At 39.4% G+C, this 17,626-nt stretch carries 16 protein-coding genes; 6 read left to right on the plus strand and 10 right to left on the minus strand.

Annotation, left to right across the window (positions count from 1 at the left end; genetic code table 11):
* The first annotated feature begins 49 nt into the window (after nucleotides 1-49).
* Genes minC through minE form a run of 3 tightly spaced genes read left to right on the plus strand, consistent with a single transcriptional unit; the run spans nucleotide 50 to nucleotide 1,859 of the window.
* On the plus strand, nucleotides 50-751 hold the full coding sequence (minC, locus tag QQS39_RS09980) for a septum site-determining protein MinC (RefSeq protein ID WP_285804440.1): 702 nt from the start codon (nucleotides 50-52) through the stop codon (nucleotides 749-751).
* 22 nt (nucleotides 752-773) lie between these two features.
* On the plus strand, nucleotides 774-1,586 hold the full coding sequence (gene minD, locus QQS39_RS09985; RefSeq protein ID WP_023582090.1) for a septum site-determining protein MinD: 813 nt from the start codon (nucleotides 774-776) through the stop codon (nucleotides 1,584-1,586).
* A gap of 3 nt (nucleotides 1,587-1,589) precedes the next feature.
* Nucleotides 1,590-1,859: a cell division topological specificity factor MinE gene (minE, locus tag QQS39_RS09990; protein ID WP_023582089.1), complete on the plus strand. Its 270-nt coding sequence runs from the start codon at nucleotides 1,590-1,592 to the stop codon at nucleotides 1,857-1,859.
* A 372-nt stretch (nucleotides 1,860-2,231) separates the two neighbouring features.
* Here minE and rnd read toward each other — a convergent pair whose 3' ends face one another.
* The 5 genes from rnd to yoaA form a co-directional block, all read right to left on the minus strand.
* A complete protein-coding gene (rnd, locus tag QQS39_RS09995) occupies nucleotides 2,232-3,350 on the minus strand; it encodes a ribonuclease D (protein WP_285804441.1) in 1,119 nt (372 codons plus the stop codon).
* 98 nt (nucleotides 3,351-3,448) lie between these two features.
* Nucleotides 3,449-5,137 carry a long-chain-fatty-acid--CoA ligase FadD gene (gene fadD, locus QQS39_RS10000; RefSeq protein ID WP_151435249.1) on the minus strand — a complete coding sequence of 563 codons (1,689 nt, stop codon included), beginning with the start codon at nucleotides 5,135-5,137 and terminating at the stop codon, nucleotides 3,449-3,451.
* Between the two features lie 301 nt (nucleotides 5,138-5,438).
* Complete coding sequence (locus tag QQS39_RS10005; protein WP_151435250.1) at nucleotides 5,439-6,035, minus strand: Slp family lipoprotein; 597 nt, start codon at nucleotides 6,033-6,035, stop codon at nucleotides 5,439-5,441.
* Between the two features lie 87 nt (nucleotides 6,036-6,122).
* A complete protein-coding gene (gene tsaB, locus QQS39_RS10010; RefSeq protein WP_285804442.1) occupies nucleotides 6,123-6,824 on the minus strand; it encodes a tRNA (adenosine(37)-N6)-threonylcarbamoyltransferase complex dimerization subunit type 1 TsaB in 702 nt (233 codons plus the stop codon).
* 92 nt (nucleotides 6,825-6,916) lie between these two features.
* Nucleotides 6,917-8,860 (minus strand): DNA repair helicase YoaA, encoded by a 1,944-nt coding sequence (gene yoaA, locus QQS39_RS10015; protein ID WP_285804443.1) that lies wholly within the window; start codon nucleotides 8,858-8,860, stop codon nucleotides 6,917-6,919.
* Nucleotides 8,861-8,945: 85 nt separating this feature from the next.
* Here yoaA and QQS39_RS10020 point away from each other — a divergent pair, with 85 nt between their 5' ends.
* Nucleotides 8,946-9,290 carry a RidA family protein gene (locus QQS39_RS10020; protein ID WP_098942664.1) on the plus strand — a complete coding sequence of 115 codons (345 nt, stop codon included), beginning with the start codon at nucleotides 8,946-8,948 and terminating at the stop codon, nucleotides 9,288-9,290.
* A gap of 140 nt (nucleotides 9,291-9,430) precedes the next feature.
* Here QQS39_RS10020 and mdtI read toward each other — a convergent pair whose 3' ends face one another.
* From mdtI to zwf, 3 genes are all read right to left on the minus strand, one after another.
* The gene (mdtI, locus tag QQS39_RS10025; protein ID WP_151435253.1) at nucleotides 9,431-9,763 is read right to left on the minus strand and encodes a multidrug/spermidine efflux SMR transporter subunit MdtI; all 333 of its coding nucleotides are present in this window, start codon (nucleotides 9,761-9,763) and stop codon (nucleotides 9,431-9,433) included.
* A 2-nt stretch (nucleotides 9,764-9,765) separates the two neighbouring features.
* Complete coding sequence (gene mdtJ / locus QQS39_RS10030; RefSeq protein ID WP_072068468.1) at nucleotides 9,766-10,206, minus strand: multidrug/spermidine efflux SMR transporter subunit MdtJ; 441 nt, start codon at nucleotides 10,204-10,206, stop codon at nucleotides 9,766-9,768.
* Nucleotides 10,207-10,793: 587 nt separating this feature from the next.
* The gene (zwf, locus tag QQS39_RS10035) at nucleotides 10,794-12,269 is read right to left on the minus strand and encodes a glucose-6-phosphate dehydrogenase (protein ID WP_088495462.1); all 1,476 of its coding nucleotides are present in this window, start codon (nucleotides 12,267-12,269) and stop codon (nucleotides 10,794-10,796) included.
* 351 nt (nucleotides 12,270-12,620) lie between these two features.
* On the opposite strand from zwf, the gene QQS39_RS10040 reads away from it, so the two are divergent.
* Both QQS39_RS10040 and pyk read left to right on the plus strand, forming a co-directional pair.
* Nucleotides 12,621-13,463 carry a MurR/RpiR family transcriptional regulator gene (locus QQS39_RS10040; RefSeq protein WP_151435254.1) on the plus strand — a complete coding sequence of 281 codons (843 nt, stop codon included), beginning with the start codon at nucleotides 12,621-12,623 and terminating at the stop codon, nucleotides 13,461-13,463.
* A gap of 231 nt (nucleotides 13,464-13,694) precedes the next feature.
* Entirely contained in the window at nucleotides 13,695-15,137 is a 1,443-nt protein-coding gene (pyk, locus tag QQS39_RS10045) for a pyruvate kinase (protein ID WP_109397575.1), read from the plus strand.
* Between the two features lie 79 nt (nucleotides 15,138-15,216).
* Here the strand turns inward: pyk and lpxM are convergent, their stop codons facing one another.
* Both lpxM and mepM read right to left on the minus strand, forming a co-directional pair.
* Nucleotides 15,217-16,191, minus strand: a complete 975-nt coding sequence (gene lpxM, locus QQS39_RS10050; RefSeq protein WP_151435255.1) for a lauroyl-Kdo(2)-lipid IV(A) myristoyltransferase — start codon at nucleotides 16,189-16,191, stop codon at nucleotides 15,217-15,219.
* 105 nt (nucleotides 16,192-16,296) lie between these two features.
* On the minus strand, nucleotides 16,297-17,622 hold the full coding sequence (gene mepM, locus QQS39_RS10055) for a murein DD-endopeptidase MepM (RefSeq protein ID WP_151435256.1): 1,326 nt from the start codon (nucleotides 17,620-17,622) through the stop codon (nucleotides 16,297-16,299).
* Nucleotides 17,623-17,626: the final 4 nt, after the last annotated feature.

Consider the following 17,626-nt stretch of genomic DNA (forward strand, 5'->3'; position numbering starts at 1 on the left):
GTCTCTGGTTTTTTGTGCCAGATTATAAAAAATTTACTGAGTCAGATAGATGTCAAACACGCCCATTGAGTTAAAAGGCAGTAATTTTACCCTTTCAGTACTCCATTTAAACGATGGAACACCGAAAGTTATTCGTCAGGCGATTTCAGAAAAAATTGCACAAGCGCCTCAATTTCTGAAAAACGCACCTGTGGTTATCAATGTCTCTGCTTTAGCAGATGAAAATATTGATTTTAAAAAACTGAGGCGAATTGTAGAAGATGCTGGCTTACGCGTCGTGGGAATTAGTGGTAGTTCAAACGCTCAACAGAAAGAAGCGATAATTGCCGCACAGTTACCTATCTTAAATGAAGGTAAAATAGTTAAGCCAAGCACTCAGGCAAATAACGATAGAACGAATGAAGCACCGACAGTTGTTCGTCAAAAAACAAAAATCATCCACACTCCTGTTCGTTCAGGTCAGCGTGTTTATGCTCAAAATAGCGATTTAGTCGTTATCAGCAATGTAAGCGCAGGTGCTGAATTAATTGCTGATGGTAATGTTCATGTCTACGGTGTATTGCGTGGACGTGTGCTGGCAGGAGCATCGGGTGATAAAGAGAGCCATATTTTTTGTACACATCTGTCTGCTGAACTTGTTTCTATTGCTGGTCAATATTGGCTAAGCGACCAAATTCCTACAGACTTTGTTGGTAAATCAGTACAACTGAGTCTGCAAGAGAATGAATTAACAATCGAGAACTTAATTTAGAGCATCGACAAGGAATCACTCCATGGCACGCATTATTGTTGTTACGTCAGGTAAAGGTGGGGTTGGTAAAACAACTTCCAGCGCGGCCATTTCTACCGGCCTCGCTCAAAAAGGTCATAAGACGGTTGTCATCGACTTTGATATTGGGTTACGTAATTTAGACCTTATCATGGGTTGTGAACGTAGAGTTGTTTATGATTTTGTTAACGTTATTCAGGGCGATGCATCTTTAAATCAAGCATTGATTAAAGATAAGCGTACAGAAAATCTGTTTATTCTCCCTGCTTCACAAACAAGAGATAAAGACGCGCTCACCCGTGATGGTGTCGAACAAGTATTAGATGAACTTGATGAAATGGGTTTTGATTTTATTATCTGTGACTCACCTGCAGGTATTGAAAGTGGTGCATTAATGGCTCTTTACTTCGCAGATGAAGCCATTATCACAACAAACCCAGAAGTATCATCTGTACGTGACTCCGACCGTATTTTAGGTATTCTTGCCTCTAAGTCACGTCGTGCTGAACGTGGTGAAGATCCAATTAAAGAACATCTGCTATTAACTCGTTATAATCCTGGTCGTGTTAACCGTGGCGACATGTTAAGTATGGAAGATGTCCTTGAAATTCTATGCATTCCACTATTGGGTGTTATTCCAGAAGATCAATCTGTTTTACGTTCATCTAACCAAGGTGAACCTGTTATTTTAGATGGCGAATCTGATGCAGGTAAAGCCTATTCAGATACAGTAAATCGTTTGTTAGGTGAAGAACATCCATTCCGTTTTATTGAAGAAGAGAAAAAAGGCTTTCTGAAACGCCTTTTTGGGGGGTAAAAGATGGCTTTACTAGATTTTTTCCTGTCGCGTAAAAAGTCAACAGCTAATATTGCCAAGGAGCGTCTACAAATTATCGTAGCAGAACGCCGCCGTGGTGATAGCGAGCCAGCTTATTTACCTGATATGAAAAGAGATTTATTAGGCGTCATCTGCAAATATGTGCAGATAGATCCAGAAATGCTTTCTGTTCAATTTGAACAAAAAGGTGATGATATCTCGGTATTAGAGCTAAATGTGACTTTACCTGAGAGTGAAGAACCTACAAAGTAAATCATATTTTACGCTTTATATAAGTCATTATTCACAGAGCCAGCCATGAACTATAATTAATTTGATTGGCTCTGTGTTTAATTATATACAAATTGAATGCACCTGAATGCGCAAATAGCGCTATATCTCGTTGCTATTTTAATCATTGGTGATAAGTCAAAGGAGGCAAGTTATTTCGTAATAACATCTATATTTACTAATATTTTATTTAACCTATTTATAGCCTTCACCTTTTCTAGGTGTTTTTTGTGTGCAAAAAATAAGAGCCTCAAAAGAGACTCCTATTCGTCATGCTTTATTTTGTTTATTTATCGAACTAATAATCCATCTTATTTTGGATATAAGAGATTAGAAAATAAACAATGCGTGAAGCTATGGATATTGCGTAAGGATCTCTGTCACTTTCTCTTCTAATAATGCTTTACGCCAGCGCGAAGTCAGTTCAGGTTGCCCTTCTTTTATTTTCCAATGAACACTCAATAATTGATTTATTTGTCTTCTTGAAGCTAATAATTCAGGGTTATAACGCTTGTCTTCACTAATTTCTTGAATAACCGATTTGATTGCTTTAAACGCTTTTTTATAGTTTGGTTGTTCAATTAAATTACCAATAGGCTCTGGGCAATCTTCATCTTTAATTTCTTTTGCTTTAACAACAAAATCTAATAAACGACGACCATGGCAACGGATCTCTTGCCCTGAAAGCGATAATGCATCGAGTTCTGCCAATGATGAAGGAAGATAACGCGCAACAGACCATAAATGTTCTTCTCTTACAACAAAGTTTAATGCCATATCACGAGATTTAGCTTGATTTAAACGCCACTGAGCAAGCATTTGTAAGCATGCTAGTTGCTGACCTTTTAATTGCCATGCATTGCTAATATCACGATAGGCAAGCTCTGGTACAACCGTTTCTTGCCGACGTTCTGCAATCATGTTGCATTCATCTGCAATTGCATCCATATAGCCTGCTTCTTCCGCCTCTTTAATTAATTTTTCAGCTAAAGGTAGCAAATAGAAAACATCACCACTGGCATATTGGCACTGTTTTTCAGTTAAAGGACGCGCTAACCAATCTGTTCGGGATTCACTTTTATCTAGTGCAACATTTTCATATTTCTCAACTAATGTCGCAAAGCCACAAGAGATGGGATGCCCTAAGAATGCGGCAACCACTTGAGTGTCAATCATAGGTGTTGGAACACAGCCAAACTGGTGAGAAAAGACTTCGAGATCTTCACTTCCTGCATGGAGAAACTTCATAATTTCTGGGTTTGTTAATAGTTCAACAAAAGGCGTCCAATCCTTAATTGCTAACGGATCAATAAGAGAGATCTGTTTACCGTCATACATCTGGATCAAACCAAGATGTGGGTAATAGGTACGTATGCGGACAAACTCTGTATCTAAAGCTATTTGTGAAGCCTCTGAAGCGGCTTTACAGGCGGTATCTAGTGCAGTGTCTGTCGTAATCAATTGATAATTCAAAACAGGTTTCTCTTGTTTTTATGTCTAATGACTTTTTATGTAATCACAAAAACGCCGGTATAAACCGGCGAAATTGAAAAAGGTTATTGAGTGTTGTATCAAGATTCAGTTGAGGTTTTCAACCCTTTTTCTTCATTTCTTAACTCTCTGCGTAAAATTTTACCAACATTTGATTTTGGTAATTCATCGCGAAACTCAATAATTTTAGGTACTTTATAACCTGTTAGGTAACGACGACAGTGTGTTTTTATTTCATCTTCTGTTAATGATGGATCTTTTTTCACAATGAAAACTTTAACTGTTTCACCTGAGTTTTTACTTGGTACGCCAATCGCAGCCGATTCTAAAACCTTAGGATGCGCCGTAACAACCTCTTCGACTTCATTAGGATATACATTAAAGCCTGAAACTAAGATCATATCTTTTTTGCGGTCAATGATGCGAATAAAGCCTTCGTCATCCATTGTGGCAATATCACCAGTTGCAACCCAACCATCATGTAAGACTTCATCAGTTGCATCAGGGCGATTCCAATAACCTTTCATGACTTGAGGTCCACGAACCCACAATTCACCGCCTACAGTGCGGTCAACTTCGTTACCTTCATCATCGATAAACTTAACGTCTGTTGAAGGTACAGGCAATCCAATACTGCCACTGTATTTTTTCAGATTATAAGGGTTACCCGTGACTAAAGGAGAACATTCAGTCAAACCATAACCTTCTAACAAGTGCTTGCCCGTTAGCTCTTCCCACTCTTTCGCAACACTACTTTGAACAGGCATACCACCGCCGACAGAGAGGTTTAATTTGGAGAAATCAAGCTGACGGAATTCTGGATTTTGTAACCAAGCATTAAATAAAGTATTTACACCGGTAATTGCCGTGACAGGGTAACGTCCTAGTTCTTTAATTGTCCCTTTCACATCACGAGGATTGGTAATAAGTAAATTTTTACCACCAATTTCAATAAAGAGCAGACAGTTTACGGTTAAAGCAAAAACGTGATACAGCGGTAACGCCGTAACCACCAGCTCTTTACCTATATTTAGTGCAGGTACATAAGCTGCTTTTGCTTGTTCAAGATTTGCCAACATATTGCGGTGCGTTAACATTGCACCTTTAGCAATACCTGTTGTTCCCCCTGTGTATTGCAAGAAGGCTAAATCACTTCCTGTAATTTCAGGTTTGATATATTGCATACGATAACCAAAATGCATTGCTCTACGGAATGAAATTGCATCTGGTAAATTATATTTAGGTACTAATCGTTTGATATATTTAACAACAAAGTCAACTAATGTTGCTTTAGGACGAGATAGCTGATCACCCATTCGGGTTAAAATAACGTGTTTAATACTGGTATTAAATACGATTTTTTCGAGTGTATGCGCAAAGTTAGAGACGATGACAATGGCAGTTGCACCACTGTCATTTAACTGATGTTCAAGTTCTCTTGGTGTGTAAAGTGGGTTTACGTTTACGACAACCATTCCTGCACGAAGAATACCGAAAAGCGCGATAGGATATTGCAGTAAATTAGGCATCATTAAGGCAACACGATCACCTTTTTTTAATCCTAAGCCGTTTTGCAGGTATGCTGCAAAAGCACGGCTACGCTCTTCAAGTTTGCGATAAGTCATGACCTCGCCCATATTAATAAAGGCGGGTTGATCTGCGTAATTTGCGACAGCGTTTTCAAGCATCTCAGCAAGAGATGCGAAACGGTCCGGGTCAATTTCAGCCGGAACATCTGCCGGATAACGTTTAAGCCAGACTTTTTCCAAAGTAGTACTCCTGATTAATCGCACTTCTTGAGTTAATATTATGTTTCATTTTTAACAAAGTATTAACTCATCCTACCAGCACAAACAATTTTCTGTTGTGAAGATGCGAAGTGTGTCACTAAATATTTTATTTTTAGATTAACAAAAAAGAAGGCGGTCAAAACCGCCCTCTCTTTTATTTTTATTCAACTTTAATAACTCTATTAGATAGTTACCTAATATATTATAGGCGTTGATTATACACCGTTTCATACAAATGGAGATAAAATATTATATCGTCATGTTATTAAATACCCATTTTTTATTCTAAAATGGGCACAACCTGACCAGTTCCATATGGATATCCACCATAACCGCCATATCCATGGTGATAACCCCAATATGGGCCATCTCCATAATATCCCCACATCATAACAGGTGCTGGCATAATAACTTGTTGTGTCAGTGTCCAACGTTTCATACCCGTCACATCAATACGCAAAAATGGGTAGCGAGCCTCACCAACTTTGCCAGATTCAACACCTTTAATGGTACCAACAACAGTGACATACTGATTTTTATAATCAGTAGGATCTAAGAAGTGCATAACATTAGCATAGAGACGCCCAACAGAAGGTTGTTGCAATTCGGGCGCAGCATCGTATTGAGAAAGAGGCATAACAGCAATTTCTAGCTGTGTTGACGATTGAAGATTTTTAACATCAATCACACGTCCACCAAAACGCCCTTCTTGACCAATATAAAGCTCCGGTGCAACAAAAACGCCATTTAAATCAGTAACAGGTGTTGCCGATGTACCTTTTATTGATTCAGGTATAGAGACGCATCCCGCCAGAAACAAAGCACCAGATAAAAATAGCGCTTTGCTTACCAAACGGTAGTTTAATTGTCTGTTCATAAACCACCTCATTGCAAGTCATTATTGACGTTACTCTATAGTACTATTATAGCTTTACTCTTCGATTTCTAATAGATACTCACAAATCTATTCACGACCGGGCAATTTTTTCCACGTCACTTCATTACGTAAATAGACAGGTTCAGCCTCTTCAACTTTAGTTGCTTTACCTTCATGCCAAGCAGTTACAGCAAGAGGTAACATATCTTGTGCAGCAGGAAGCGTAATTTCAGTTTCCACAACAGTGAAAGGCAGCGTTTCTTTTAAATCAGGATAAGCTTGCCAGCCTGTACCGGCTATTGCCCATGTTCCTGTTGTTGATTGTAATACTTCAATAAATTGCTCAGGTTTCATCACCGCTTCAGTGTCTTCCCCTACCCAAGCACCTACATCATTACGCTGATATTGAGCGCAATAAATTTCACCCATACGAGCATCAATGGCCACGAGAACTTGTTTTATACCCGTTGTTCTAAAGACACCTTCAGCCATTGTGGCAAGTGATGAAATACCAATCATGGGTAACTCAGCACCTAACGCAATACCTTGAGCAACACCCACACCAATACGAACCCCTGTAAAACTTCCTGGGCCTCGTCCAAAAGCAAGTGCATCTAATGATTGCAATGTAATGTTTGCTTCTTCTAAGGCGCTTTTCACCATAGGTAAAATCTTTTGTGTATGTTCACGAGGTGAGATTTCAAAACGTGAAGCAACAACACCTTCATTCCAAACTGCAACTGAACAAGATTCAGTTGCAGTATCAATTGCTAAAATTCGCAGTGACACGCCATAACTCCGGCAAATTCGATAATTAAAAGAGAAAGAATAATATCATAATAGTGTTCAACAGAATAAACACACATTCTGTGCGATCGCTATTATGAATCCGATATTTCTTGTGTTTCATTCTGCTGTGCGCGTTGGCTCAAAAAGGTCATTGTTTTTTCAAGTGAGCGCGTTCGTGGTGATGGCGGCAAACTACTTAAAAAAACTTCGCCATAAGCACGAGAAACCAACCTATCATCACAAACTATAATTGCACCATAATCGTGTACATCACGAATTAATCGCCCGACACCTTGTTTTAAACTAATAACCGCATCAGGAATTTGAACATCCCTAAAGGCATCCCCACCGCGCAATTCACAATCTTCAATACGCGCTCTTAATAAAGGATCATCAGGTGCTGTAAAGGGTAATTTATCAATAATCACACAAGACAAGGTATCGCCACGCACATCGACACCTTCCCAAAAACTTTGAGTCGCCACTAAAAGTGCATTTCCTGATGAGACAAATTTTTGCAGTAATTGCGTTTTGCTCATCTCACCTTGCATCAATACGGGTAATGGCAAACTGGCTTTAAACTCTTCGGCAAGCCCCCGCATCATGGCATGTGAAGTACAGAGGAAAAAACAGCGGCCTTGGTTCTTTAAAATAACAGGCGCTAACATAGTGGCTAAACGTTTCGCCGTATAAGGTTGATTTAATGGTGGCAAATAGCGTGGCACACAAAGTAGTGTCTGATGTTGATAATCAAACGGGCTGTTTAAAATCAGTGTTGTCGCATTTTCTAAGCCCAATCTATCTGTGTAATAAGACATCTGCTCATTGACAGAAAGTGTTGCCGAGGTAAACACCCAACTGCTTTTGTGTGATTTGATAAGCTCACGAAATTTATCTGCAACAGAAAGTGGCGTAATCGCCAGTAAAAAATGGCGACCATAACTTTCAAACCAGTAGCTATAACCCGGAATTGTGGTATCAATCAGGCGCTTTAAGCGATTGCGATAAACAGTGGCGCGTTCAAAAGCACTATCGAGTAATTGACTTCGCCCTAACGAAAGTTTCATTACGTCATAGCTCAGTTCTAAGGCGTCATCCAGTAACGTGAGAAAACGTTTTGTTTCACCACCTTGCACTAACTCACGTAAATTTCCACGATAACCTGTCTCACCTAACGCTAAACGAAAATCCATCACCATTTGCGTTAATCTATCGGCACTTTTTTGCAATTGAACTTGATCACGAACTTCTGTGCGATAAGCAACGGTCATATCTCTGGCGAGATCAAAAAGCTGTCTACTCGTAAGCTGTTGACCAAAATAGTGGCTAGCGATATCTGGAATTTGATGGGCTTCATCAAAGATCATAATTTCAGCTTCCGGAATTAGCTCACCAAAACCGGTATCTTTAACGACCGTATCTGCCATAAATAAATGGTGATTAACCACCACTATATCTGCATCCATTGCTTTTTTACGTGCGCTTAAAACATAACACTCTTTATAGCGAGGGCAATCACTTCCTAAACAGTTATCGTTAGTGCTAGTGACTAAAGGCCAAACTCGGCTATCTTCCGCAACACTATGACAACGACTCACATCACCATCTTCGGTCTGTGTTGACCATTGGCGTACATACATTACATCAGACAAAACTTCGGCTTCAAGATCACCACCACTTAGCATTTGCTGATCAAGTCGCTCTAAACAAAGATAGTTAGAACGCCCTTTTAATAATGCCGTATTACCATCATAATTAATCGCTTTGATGATCGTGGGTAAATCTCGACTATATAATTGATCTTGCAAGGCTTTAGAGCCTGTTGAGATAATCGTTTTTTTACCTGAACGCAACGCAGGCACAAGATAAGCATACGTTTTTCCAGTACCTGTACCCGCTTCAGCGATAAGTACACCTTGTTTATCAATAGTTTCTGTTATTGATTTCGCCATTTGTCGTTGAGCTTCACGGGGATGAAATCCTGGAATAGTTCGGGTTAAAATCCCGTTTTCTGCAAAATCGTCTGACACAGGCATACTCTTTTTATAAAATAAGACGTAAATTATGCCAGTGGATTACCAAAAGTACCACCTATGCCGTTAATACAAAGGAGAACTCATAGTGACAATTAAACGTATCGACCCCGAAGATCGCTGGTCTGAAGCCGTTATTCATAACGACACAATTTATTACACTGCAGTGCCAGAAAATTTATCAGGCGATATTATTGAACAAACAGCGGACACGTTAGCGGCAATTGACGTTTTATTACAACGTGTAGGTTCTGATAAAACTAAAATTCTTGATGCAACCATTTTTTTAGCTGATAAAGCCGACTTTGAAGGCATGAATAAAGCGTGGGATGCATGGGTTGCTAAAGGTAGCGCACCAGTGCGCTGTACTGTACAAGCGCAATTAATGCACCCTGAATATAAAGTTGAAATTAAAATTATTGCGGCAATGTAAATAGGTATTATTTATTAACCTTTTATGTTGGTATAAAAAAAGCTGAATTCATAAGAACTCAGCTTTTTTAATGTCACTTATTTGCTGTAATAATTAGATTTTTTGTTTTATCAATATCTCATTTATTAAGTTAATTAGATTTAGGCAAATTTAATCATTACCATACCAATCAGTAATAATATAATTCCACCCCATCCTTTATAATTAAGTCTCTGATTAAATAAAATCCAACCAGCAGCGATAGTTGCAATAATTCCGAATGCGCCCCAAAGAGCGTAAGCAACCGAAAGCTCTATCCCTTTAACTGCCATTGCCAGTGCACTAAAGGCACCTAATACACAAAACAGTGATAATATTCCTAAGCCCATTCGGCTAAAGCCATTAGACATTTTTAAGAATATATTGGCGACAATCTCAAGCGCTACGGCAAGTATTAAAAACGCACCATGCCACCATTCAAATTGAGCTAACATAATTAAGCCTCCTTAATATTGGCAGGAATTGGCTTATTCGCTCCTTTTACAGCACTGGCAACGTGCTTGGCTTTACCGGCAATACTTTTTACCGAATCTGTTGTTTTCTTAGCAACAGCCGATTTTTTAGTGCCTGATTTTATCAACGTGATCCCTGCAATTAACATTGCTAGACCACCTAATTTTAATGGTGAGAGTGATTCACCAAACCACAGAACGCTGAATGTCGTAATAATGACAATTCCAATACCTTCCCACAGTGCATATGCTACACCTAATGCCACTTTTTTAACGGCGATGGCTAAAAAGATATAGGAAGTGGCAATCATTAACCACATCACTATCATACCGGTGTAACCACCGCTTACACTGGCGTACTTCATCGATAAAGTACCGATAACTTCACAAACAATAGCTAATGCTAAAAATATCCAATAAATCATTTTTTCATCTCTCATACACATTTGAAATACGCCGAAACGTTTCTTGCGCAGAAGATAGAGAATATGTAGATAGTCTTTCTGGCGGCAATAGTAGCCGAACGTTAAGGCAACGTCATTTCCTGATAACTCAGGAATTAAGATGAGAGATTTCTATAATGCGCCACACCAGTAGTGTTCGCTGGATAAAATAGCAGAAAGGAATAACTTATAGGTAGAACGTTTAACTTTGACGCTTTTGGCGCTAGTCATGATTATTTATTCTTTCATCGCACAGACCATCCGCACGATATACTCCGAACCCTCATATAAGATGGTTAAATGTTACATGATATTTCTATCACGCCAAATTATTTAAAGCAATGCTTTTGAGCAAATTTTTTTAGTTAATTGGTTGGTTTTGTTTAAGTTTTAATTTTTCATCACATCATGTTTTATCGATTTTATGAATAGTTATTGAAACAAATTTCGTTTTAGCATGGGTTTTATTCATCTATTAGCAAGTAATTATGCTTAAAAATATTTTCTGAACAAAAAAACACCCAGCATAACTGGGTGTTTTTTTGTTCAGAATGGACAATCAAAATCAATTATTCAATTTCATTCCAAGAACGACCATCACGGGTGATCATTGCAACAGATGCAACAGGTCCCCATGTGCCTGCTTGATATGGCTTAGGTAACTCATTATCGCATTCCCATGCATTGATAATTGAATCAACCCATTTCCATGCTTCTTCTACTTCGTCACGACGCACGAAGAGCGCTTGAATGCCACGCATAGCTTCTAACAATAAGCGTTCATAAGCATCTGCTAAATGCGTTTGATTGAATGTTTCAGAGAAACTCAAGTCCAGCTTAGTGGTTTGTAAACGGTGCTTATGATCAAGCCCTGGTGCTTTATTTAGCACTTCGATATCAATACCTTCATCTGGCTGTAAACGAATAGTCAGCTTATTTTGTGGTAACTCTTGATAAGTCTCACTGAAAATATTCAGCGCCGGCTTTTTAAAATAAACCACAACTTCTGAACATTTACTTGGTAGACGTTTACCTGTTCTTAAATAGAACGGAACACCTGCCCAACGCCAGTTATCGATATCAGCGCGGATTGCCACAAATGTTTCTGTATTGCTGGTTTTATTGGCACCTTCTTCATCAAGATAACCGGGTACTTTTTTACCTTGAACAAAGCCACCCGTATATTGTCCACGAACTGTTTTTTCGCGAATATTCGTATTATCAATACGACGCAGTGAACGTAACACTTTCACTTTTTCTTGACGAATACTGTCAGCCGTTAAATCTGCTGGAGGTGACATCGCAATCATAGTCAGGATTTGTAATAGGTGATTTTGCACCATATCACGCATTTGACCTGCTTGATCAAAGTAGCCCCAACGTCCTTCAATGCCCACTTCTTCTGCAACCGTAATTTGGACATGATCAATCGTTTTATTGTCCCAGTTGTTAACAAATAGTGAGTTTGCAAAGCGCAGTGCTAATAGGTTTAAAACGGTTTCTTTACCTAAATAGTGGTCAATACGATAAATTTGAGTCTCTTTAAAGTATTTCGCCACGCTATCGTTAATAGAAACAGAAGACGCTAAGTCTGTCCCTAATGGTTTTTCCATTACGACACGATTAGGCTCTTTATTTAATTTTGCATGACCTAGTCCCTGACACATCGCGCTAAAGGTACTTGGCGGCATAGCAAAGTAATAGATAGCTGGTAATTTATCTTGTTTTAGATGCTTTGATAACTCAATGAAATGGTCGGTTTCATTAACATCAAGATTACAAAAATCTAAGCGATCACTTAAACGTTGCCAAATTTCAGGGTTAATTTCTTCTTTTAAAAAGGTTTTTAACGCTTCGTGAGCGACATTTTTATATGCCTCAACATCCCAATCAGCACGACCGACACCAATAATGCGAGAGTCAGGGTGAATATATCCTGCTTTTTCCAATTGATATAATGATGGAATGAGCTTACGGCGTGCTAGATCCCCTTTCGTACCGAAGATAACCAGATCACAGGCCTGAGCAGTCGATATCGCTGCCATAGAACGTCTCCTCATGATGAGATTTTGTAATTTTGTTACAGAATTTTGTATTAATGTACTCTTTTGGATGTATTCAGTAAATACACTTGCACATTTTAGTCTCTAACTTACCACACATATTGTAATGCTTCATTTTATGCCTAGTGTTTTATCCTTTCTTGTAACTTTACAACAGTTTTGTTTCTTGTTTTCAGCTTTGAAAGTTAGACACACGTCATACTTTAACGAAAAAAGCCCTGTTTACCGATGGTTTGCACTGCAAGCCTTGTTCTTTGCGTAGTATATTTTCATAAAACCGTTATAGATTTCTCCTTTTATTGAAATTGGCAAAGCCAAGGATCTGTATATTTAATGAATATATTGGAAAGGGTTCAGTCTAATCTGGACATCTTGAGCAAATCAGAAAAAAAAGTCGCAGAGGCTGTTTTAACTGCGCCACAAACAGTTATCCATTCAAGTATTGCTTTAATGGCTAAAACGGCTGATGTTAGTGAGCCGACTGTTAATCGATTTTGCCGACGTATGGCAACAAAAGGATTTCCTGATTTCAAATTACAATTAGCACAAAGCATTGCCAATGGTACGCCTTATGTAAATCGTAATATTGATGATTCTGATACTGTCTCTTCTTATACCAATAAAATTTTTGAATCCGCAATGGCGGGACTTGAAGACGTTAAAAATAATATTGATATCGCGGCAATTAATCGCGCTGTTGATATTTTAACGCAAGCTAAAAAGATCTCTTTTTTTGGTTTAGGTGCATCAGCAGCCGTTGCCCACGATGCCATGAATAAGTTTTCTCGTTTTAATATTCCTGTCACTTATTTTGATGACGTTGTTATGCAACGTATGAGTTGCATAAATAGTACTGATGGCGATGTGGTTGTTATTATTTCGCATACAGGGCGCACTAAAAATTTAGTTGAAATTGCCAAAATCGCACGCGAAAACGATGCAGCCGTTATTGCCATTACAACGCCAGGCTCTCTTTTAGCCTCTGAAGCGACCCTGCCCATCTTGCTAGATGTGCCTGAAGATACTGATATTTACATGCCAATGATCTCCCGCCTTGCACAACTCACTATTATTGATGTTCTCGCAACAGGATTTATTTTACGCCGAGGACCAAAATTCAGAGATAACTTGAAGCGCGTCAAAGAAGCTTTACGTGATTCACGGTTTGATAAGTAACCGTTTTTAATTATTCTGTTAGTATTGTCACACTTACAATTGTGCCCCTGACTAGATAACTTTTTGAAAAATGGTAGCATATCTGCGAGCTAACTCTCGCATATAATGAAAACAGTAGTGTATGTTACAATTAGCTTGAAGCGTTTCACTTAACATATTGGATAAAACACAGCCTGATTTCTGTTTTATCCAATTGCCAACACCTTTCTTTCAAGGTCAACGGAGTAATACATGTCCAGACGGCTCAGAAGAACAAAAATTGTTACCACCTTAGGCCCAGCAACAGATCGTGATAATAACTTAGAAAAAATTATTATTGCTGGTGCAAATGTTGTTCGATTAAATTTCTCTCATGGTTCTGCGGAAGATCATCTTGCTCGCGCTAATCGCACGCGTGAAATCGCAGCAAGATTAGGTCGCCATGTTGCTATTCTCGGGGATTTACAAGGCCCTAAAATCCGTGTATCTACCTTTAAAGACGGAAAAGTTTTCCTGAATGTCGGTGATAAATTCTTACTTGATGCTGCGCTCGAAAAAGGCGAAGGCAATCAAAATCAAGTGGGTATTGATTATAAAGGCTTACCTGCTGATGTGGTTCCAGGTGATATTTTACTTCTTGATGATGGTCGAGTTCAGTTAAAAGTCCTCAAAGTAGATGGTTTAAAAGTCTTTACTGAAGTGACTGTCGGTGGCCCTTTATCTAACAATAAAGGTATTAATAAGCTCGGTGGCGGTCTCTCTGCTGATGCATTAACCGAAAAAGATAAGCAAGATATTATTACGGCTGCAAAAATCGGTGTTGATTACCTTGCCGTTTCATTCCCAAGAACGGGCGAAGATCTTAACCTTGCTCGCCGTTTAGCCCGTGATGCTGGCTGTGAATGCCAAATTGTTTCAAAAGTAGAACGCGCTGAAGCGGTTGCTAATGATGAAATTATTGATGAAATCATTCTCGCTTCAGATGTAGTGATGGTTGCTCGTGGTGATTTAGGCGTTGAAATTGGTGATCCTGAACTGGTTGGCGTACAGAAAAAATTAATTCGTCGTGCTCGTCAGCTTAATCGTGTCGTTATCACTGCCACTCAAATGATGGAGTCAATGATAACAAATCCAATGCCAACGCGTGCCGAAGTAATGGACGTTGCTAACGCAGTATTAGATGGTACTGATGCCGTTATGCTTTCAGCAGAAACTGCGGCAGGACAATATCCAGCAGAAACCGTCGCTTCCATGGCACAGGTCTGCTTAGGCGCTGAAAAAATGCCAGCCGCCAATGTTTCTAAGCACCGTTTAGATATGGTGTTTGATTCGGTAGAAGAAGCCATTGCGATGTCTACAATGTATGCCGCTAACCATATGAAAGGCGTTAATGCGATTATTGCGATGACTGAATCAGGTCGCACTGCGCGCATGATGTCTCGTATCAGTACAGGCTTACCTATTTTCTCAATGTCTCGTCATGAAAAAACATTAAATCAGACCGCACTTTATCGTGGCGTAACCCCAGTTTATTGCAGTACTCACACTGATGGTATTGCCGCTGCTAATGAAGCCATTGGCCGTTTACGTGATAAAGGTTTCTTAGTTTCTGGTGATTTAGTGTTAGTTACTCAAGGTGACCAAATGGGCACAATCGGTAGCACCAATACATGCCGTATTCTAACTGTTGAATAATACTGAGCCATAAATATTCAAAACAAAACGGGCACTTAATAAAGCGCCCGTTTTTTATTTAGTTATTTTCGTGTAAAAACTAGTCCAAGATATTTTCACGAGCGTAAGGCTCTATTTCGCCCTCTTTACGTGTCTTCAGTAATTTTAAGATCCACGTATATTGCTCTGGTGTTGGTGTCACTAATGCTTCTAACTCTTCATTCATTCTGCGTGCAATGTAGGCATCATCTTTATCTTCAATATCATCCATTGGCTCTCGAACAATAATACTGAGCTGATGTGTTTTATGACAATACACTGGGAACAACGGTACGATAGCCGCTCGGCATACTTTCATTAACCGCCCTATCGCGGGTAATGTCGCTTTATAGGTACCGAAAAAATCCACAAATTGGCTATGCTCTGCACCATGATCTTGATCTGGTAAATAATAGCCCCAGTAACCTTGTCGCACAGAAGAAATAAAAGGCTTAATACCCGCTTCGCGTGAATGTAATCGACCATCAAAATGGTGGCGTGCTTTATTCCATAAATAATCAGCAACAGGATCTTTTTGGTGGTGAAACATCGCTGCCATCTTCTGACCTGTTGATGCTAACAGCATTGCTGGGATATCAACAGCCCAGCCATGAGGTACCATAAAAATAACATTACGACCTTGCGCTTTAAAACGCTCAATAATTTCCAATCCCTGCCAAGATGTACGTTTTAATATACGCTCAGGACCTCTTAAGCAAAGCTCTGCTAACATCACAAAAGATTGAGGCGCAGTTTCAAACATACTGTCGAGTACATTTTCACGTTGCGTTTTATTCCATGTAGGAAAACAGTATCTCAAGTTGATATCTGCACGACGTCTTGCGCTTTTCGCTTTACGTCCAACAAAACGACCAATGGAAGCAAGAAATGGATCACGCCATTTTACGGGCATGTAAGCTAATGCGCTTAATACACCGGCACCTAACCATGTTCCCCAATGACGAGGATGCAAATATGCACGGTGAAAAGTGGGTACATAACCCGCTTTGCTATCTGTATCTTTTTCTTTATTCATCAGATAACTCTCTGAACTGATACCCCAAATAGGCGTAAAAAACATTAAAACAAAAACGGATGATATCAATCATCCGCTTTTATGTCTTTAAAATCGTGTTTATTGTCAATCGGCTAGCACTAACTGAGGTTTAATCTCTTTTACTTTAGCAAGATATTCTTGTTTATCTTTACCCGTTAAACCATCAGCACGAGGCAATGTTGCCGTTAGTGGATTGACTGCTTGTTGGTTGATCCACAGCTCATAGTGTAAATGAGGCCCCGTAGAACGTCCTGTATTCCCTGATAACGCGATTCTATCCCCACGCTTAACACGTTGTCCCGGTTTTACAAGTAACTGACGTAAGTGCATATAACGTGTTGTGTATTGGCTACCATGGCGAATAGCAATAAAGTTACCTGCGGCACCACTGTATTTAGCGACAATAACTTCACCATCCCCTGTTGCTAATACAGGAGTTCCTACTGGCATAGCAAAATCGACACCTTTATGAGCAGCTAAACGACCTGTAACAGGGTTAATACGACGAGGGTTAAATTGAGAGGAAACTCTAAATTGCTTCACCGTTGGGAATCGCATAAATCCACGTTCTAATCCACCAGCTTGACTATCATAAAAACGACCATCTTCAGCAAGGAAAGCATAGTAGTCTTTACCCGCGCTGCGTAAACGCACGCCAATGAGCTCACTTTGCTCTGTACGACCATCAAGCACTTCACGAGAAAAGAGCGCTGCAAATTGATCGCCACTTTGTAGTTTTTTAAAGTCTACTTGCCATTGTAATGCTTTGGTCACTGCGCGCGCTTCTGAATTAGTTAAACCTGCATTCGTTGCGCTAACAGAGAAGCTACCACGAATAACACCTGTGGTAACACTGTTTTTCCACTCACCTTTTTGAAACTCTTTTGTCTCATTAAAGCCCGTTTCTGTACGAGTATAAACACGGGTTTCACGGCGAGAAACGCCCCAACTTAACTCTTTTAGCAATCCATTATCATCAAGCTCCCAGCTAATAGGCTGCCCAATTTTAAGGTTTCTAAGATCTTTATTTTGATTAGAGATAGTTGCGATATCAGCAGAATCAATACCAAACTGAGTCAGTATTGAACTTAATGAATCACCACTAGAGACAATATAGGTATGAGGGACTTGTGCAACGGCAGTACTTGTATCGGAATCATCATCTGTACCGACTAAGCCTTCATCAGTCAGTTGATCACTACTGTCAGTGATAATGTCATCAGTATTTTCATCTTGGTTGGCAAGAGGCATCTGAATGCTGACAGGAACTTCACGGCCTTGCTCATTTTGAAGAACTACTGGTCGCCAAATTGCGACGACCAGTGTTGCTGCAGTTAACGAACCAAGCATGATCTTATGTGGGAGCGGTAAACTTAAATATACCTGTGCAATGGATTTCTTCTGCTGCACGTTC

Origin of the sequence: Proteus appendicitidis, from assembly GCF_030271835.1 — a bacterium.
GTDB lineage: Bacteria > Pseudomonadota > Gammaproteobacteria > Enterobacterales > Enterobacteriaceae > Proteus > Proteus appendicitidis.

Bases quoted from the DNA above. Each gene is read 5' to 3' on its own strand.
- minC (WP_285804440.1), top strand. From the start codon at position 50: ATGTCAAACACGCCCATTGAGTTAAAAGGCAGTAATTTTACCCTTTCA.
- minD (WP_023582090.1), top strand. From the start codon at position 774: ATGGCACGCATTATTGTTGTTACGTCAGGTAAAGGTGGGGTTGGTAAA.
- minE (WP_023582089.1), top strand. From the start codon at position 1,590: ATGGCTTTACTAGATTTTTTCCTGTCGCGTAAAAAGTCAACAGCTAAT.
- QQS39_RS10005 (WP_151435250.1), bottom strand. From the start codon at position 6,035: ATGAACAGACAATTAAACTACCGTTTGGTAAGCAAAGCGCTATTTTTA.
- yoaA (WP_285804443.1), bottom strand. From the start codon at position 8,860: ATGCCTGTGTCAGACGATTTTGCAGAAAACGGGATTTTAACCCGAACT.
- mdtI (WP_151435253.1), bottom strand. From the start codon at position 9,763: ATGTTAGCTCAATTTGAATGGTGGCATGGTGCGTTTTTAATACTTGCC.
- mdtJ (WP_072068468.1), bottom strand. From the start codon at position 10,206: ATGATTTATTGGATATTTTTAGCATTAGCTATTGTTTGTGAAGTTATC.
- zwf (WP_088495462.1), bottom strand. From the start codon at position 12,269: ATGGCAGCGATATCGACTGCTCAGGCCTGTGATCTGGTTATCTTCGGT.
- QQS39_RS10040 (WP_151435254.1), top strand. From the start codon at position 12,621: ATGAATATATTGGAAAGGGTTCAGTCTAATCTGGACATCTTGAGCAAA.
- pyk (WP_109397575.1), top strand. From the start codon at position 13,695: ATGTCCAGACGGCTCAGAAGAACAAAAATTGTTACCACCTTAGGCCCA.
- lpxM (WP_151435255.1), bottom strand. From the start codon at position 16,191: ATGAATAAAGAAAAAGATACAGATAGCAAAGCGGGTTATGTACCCACT.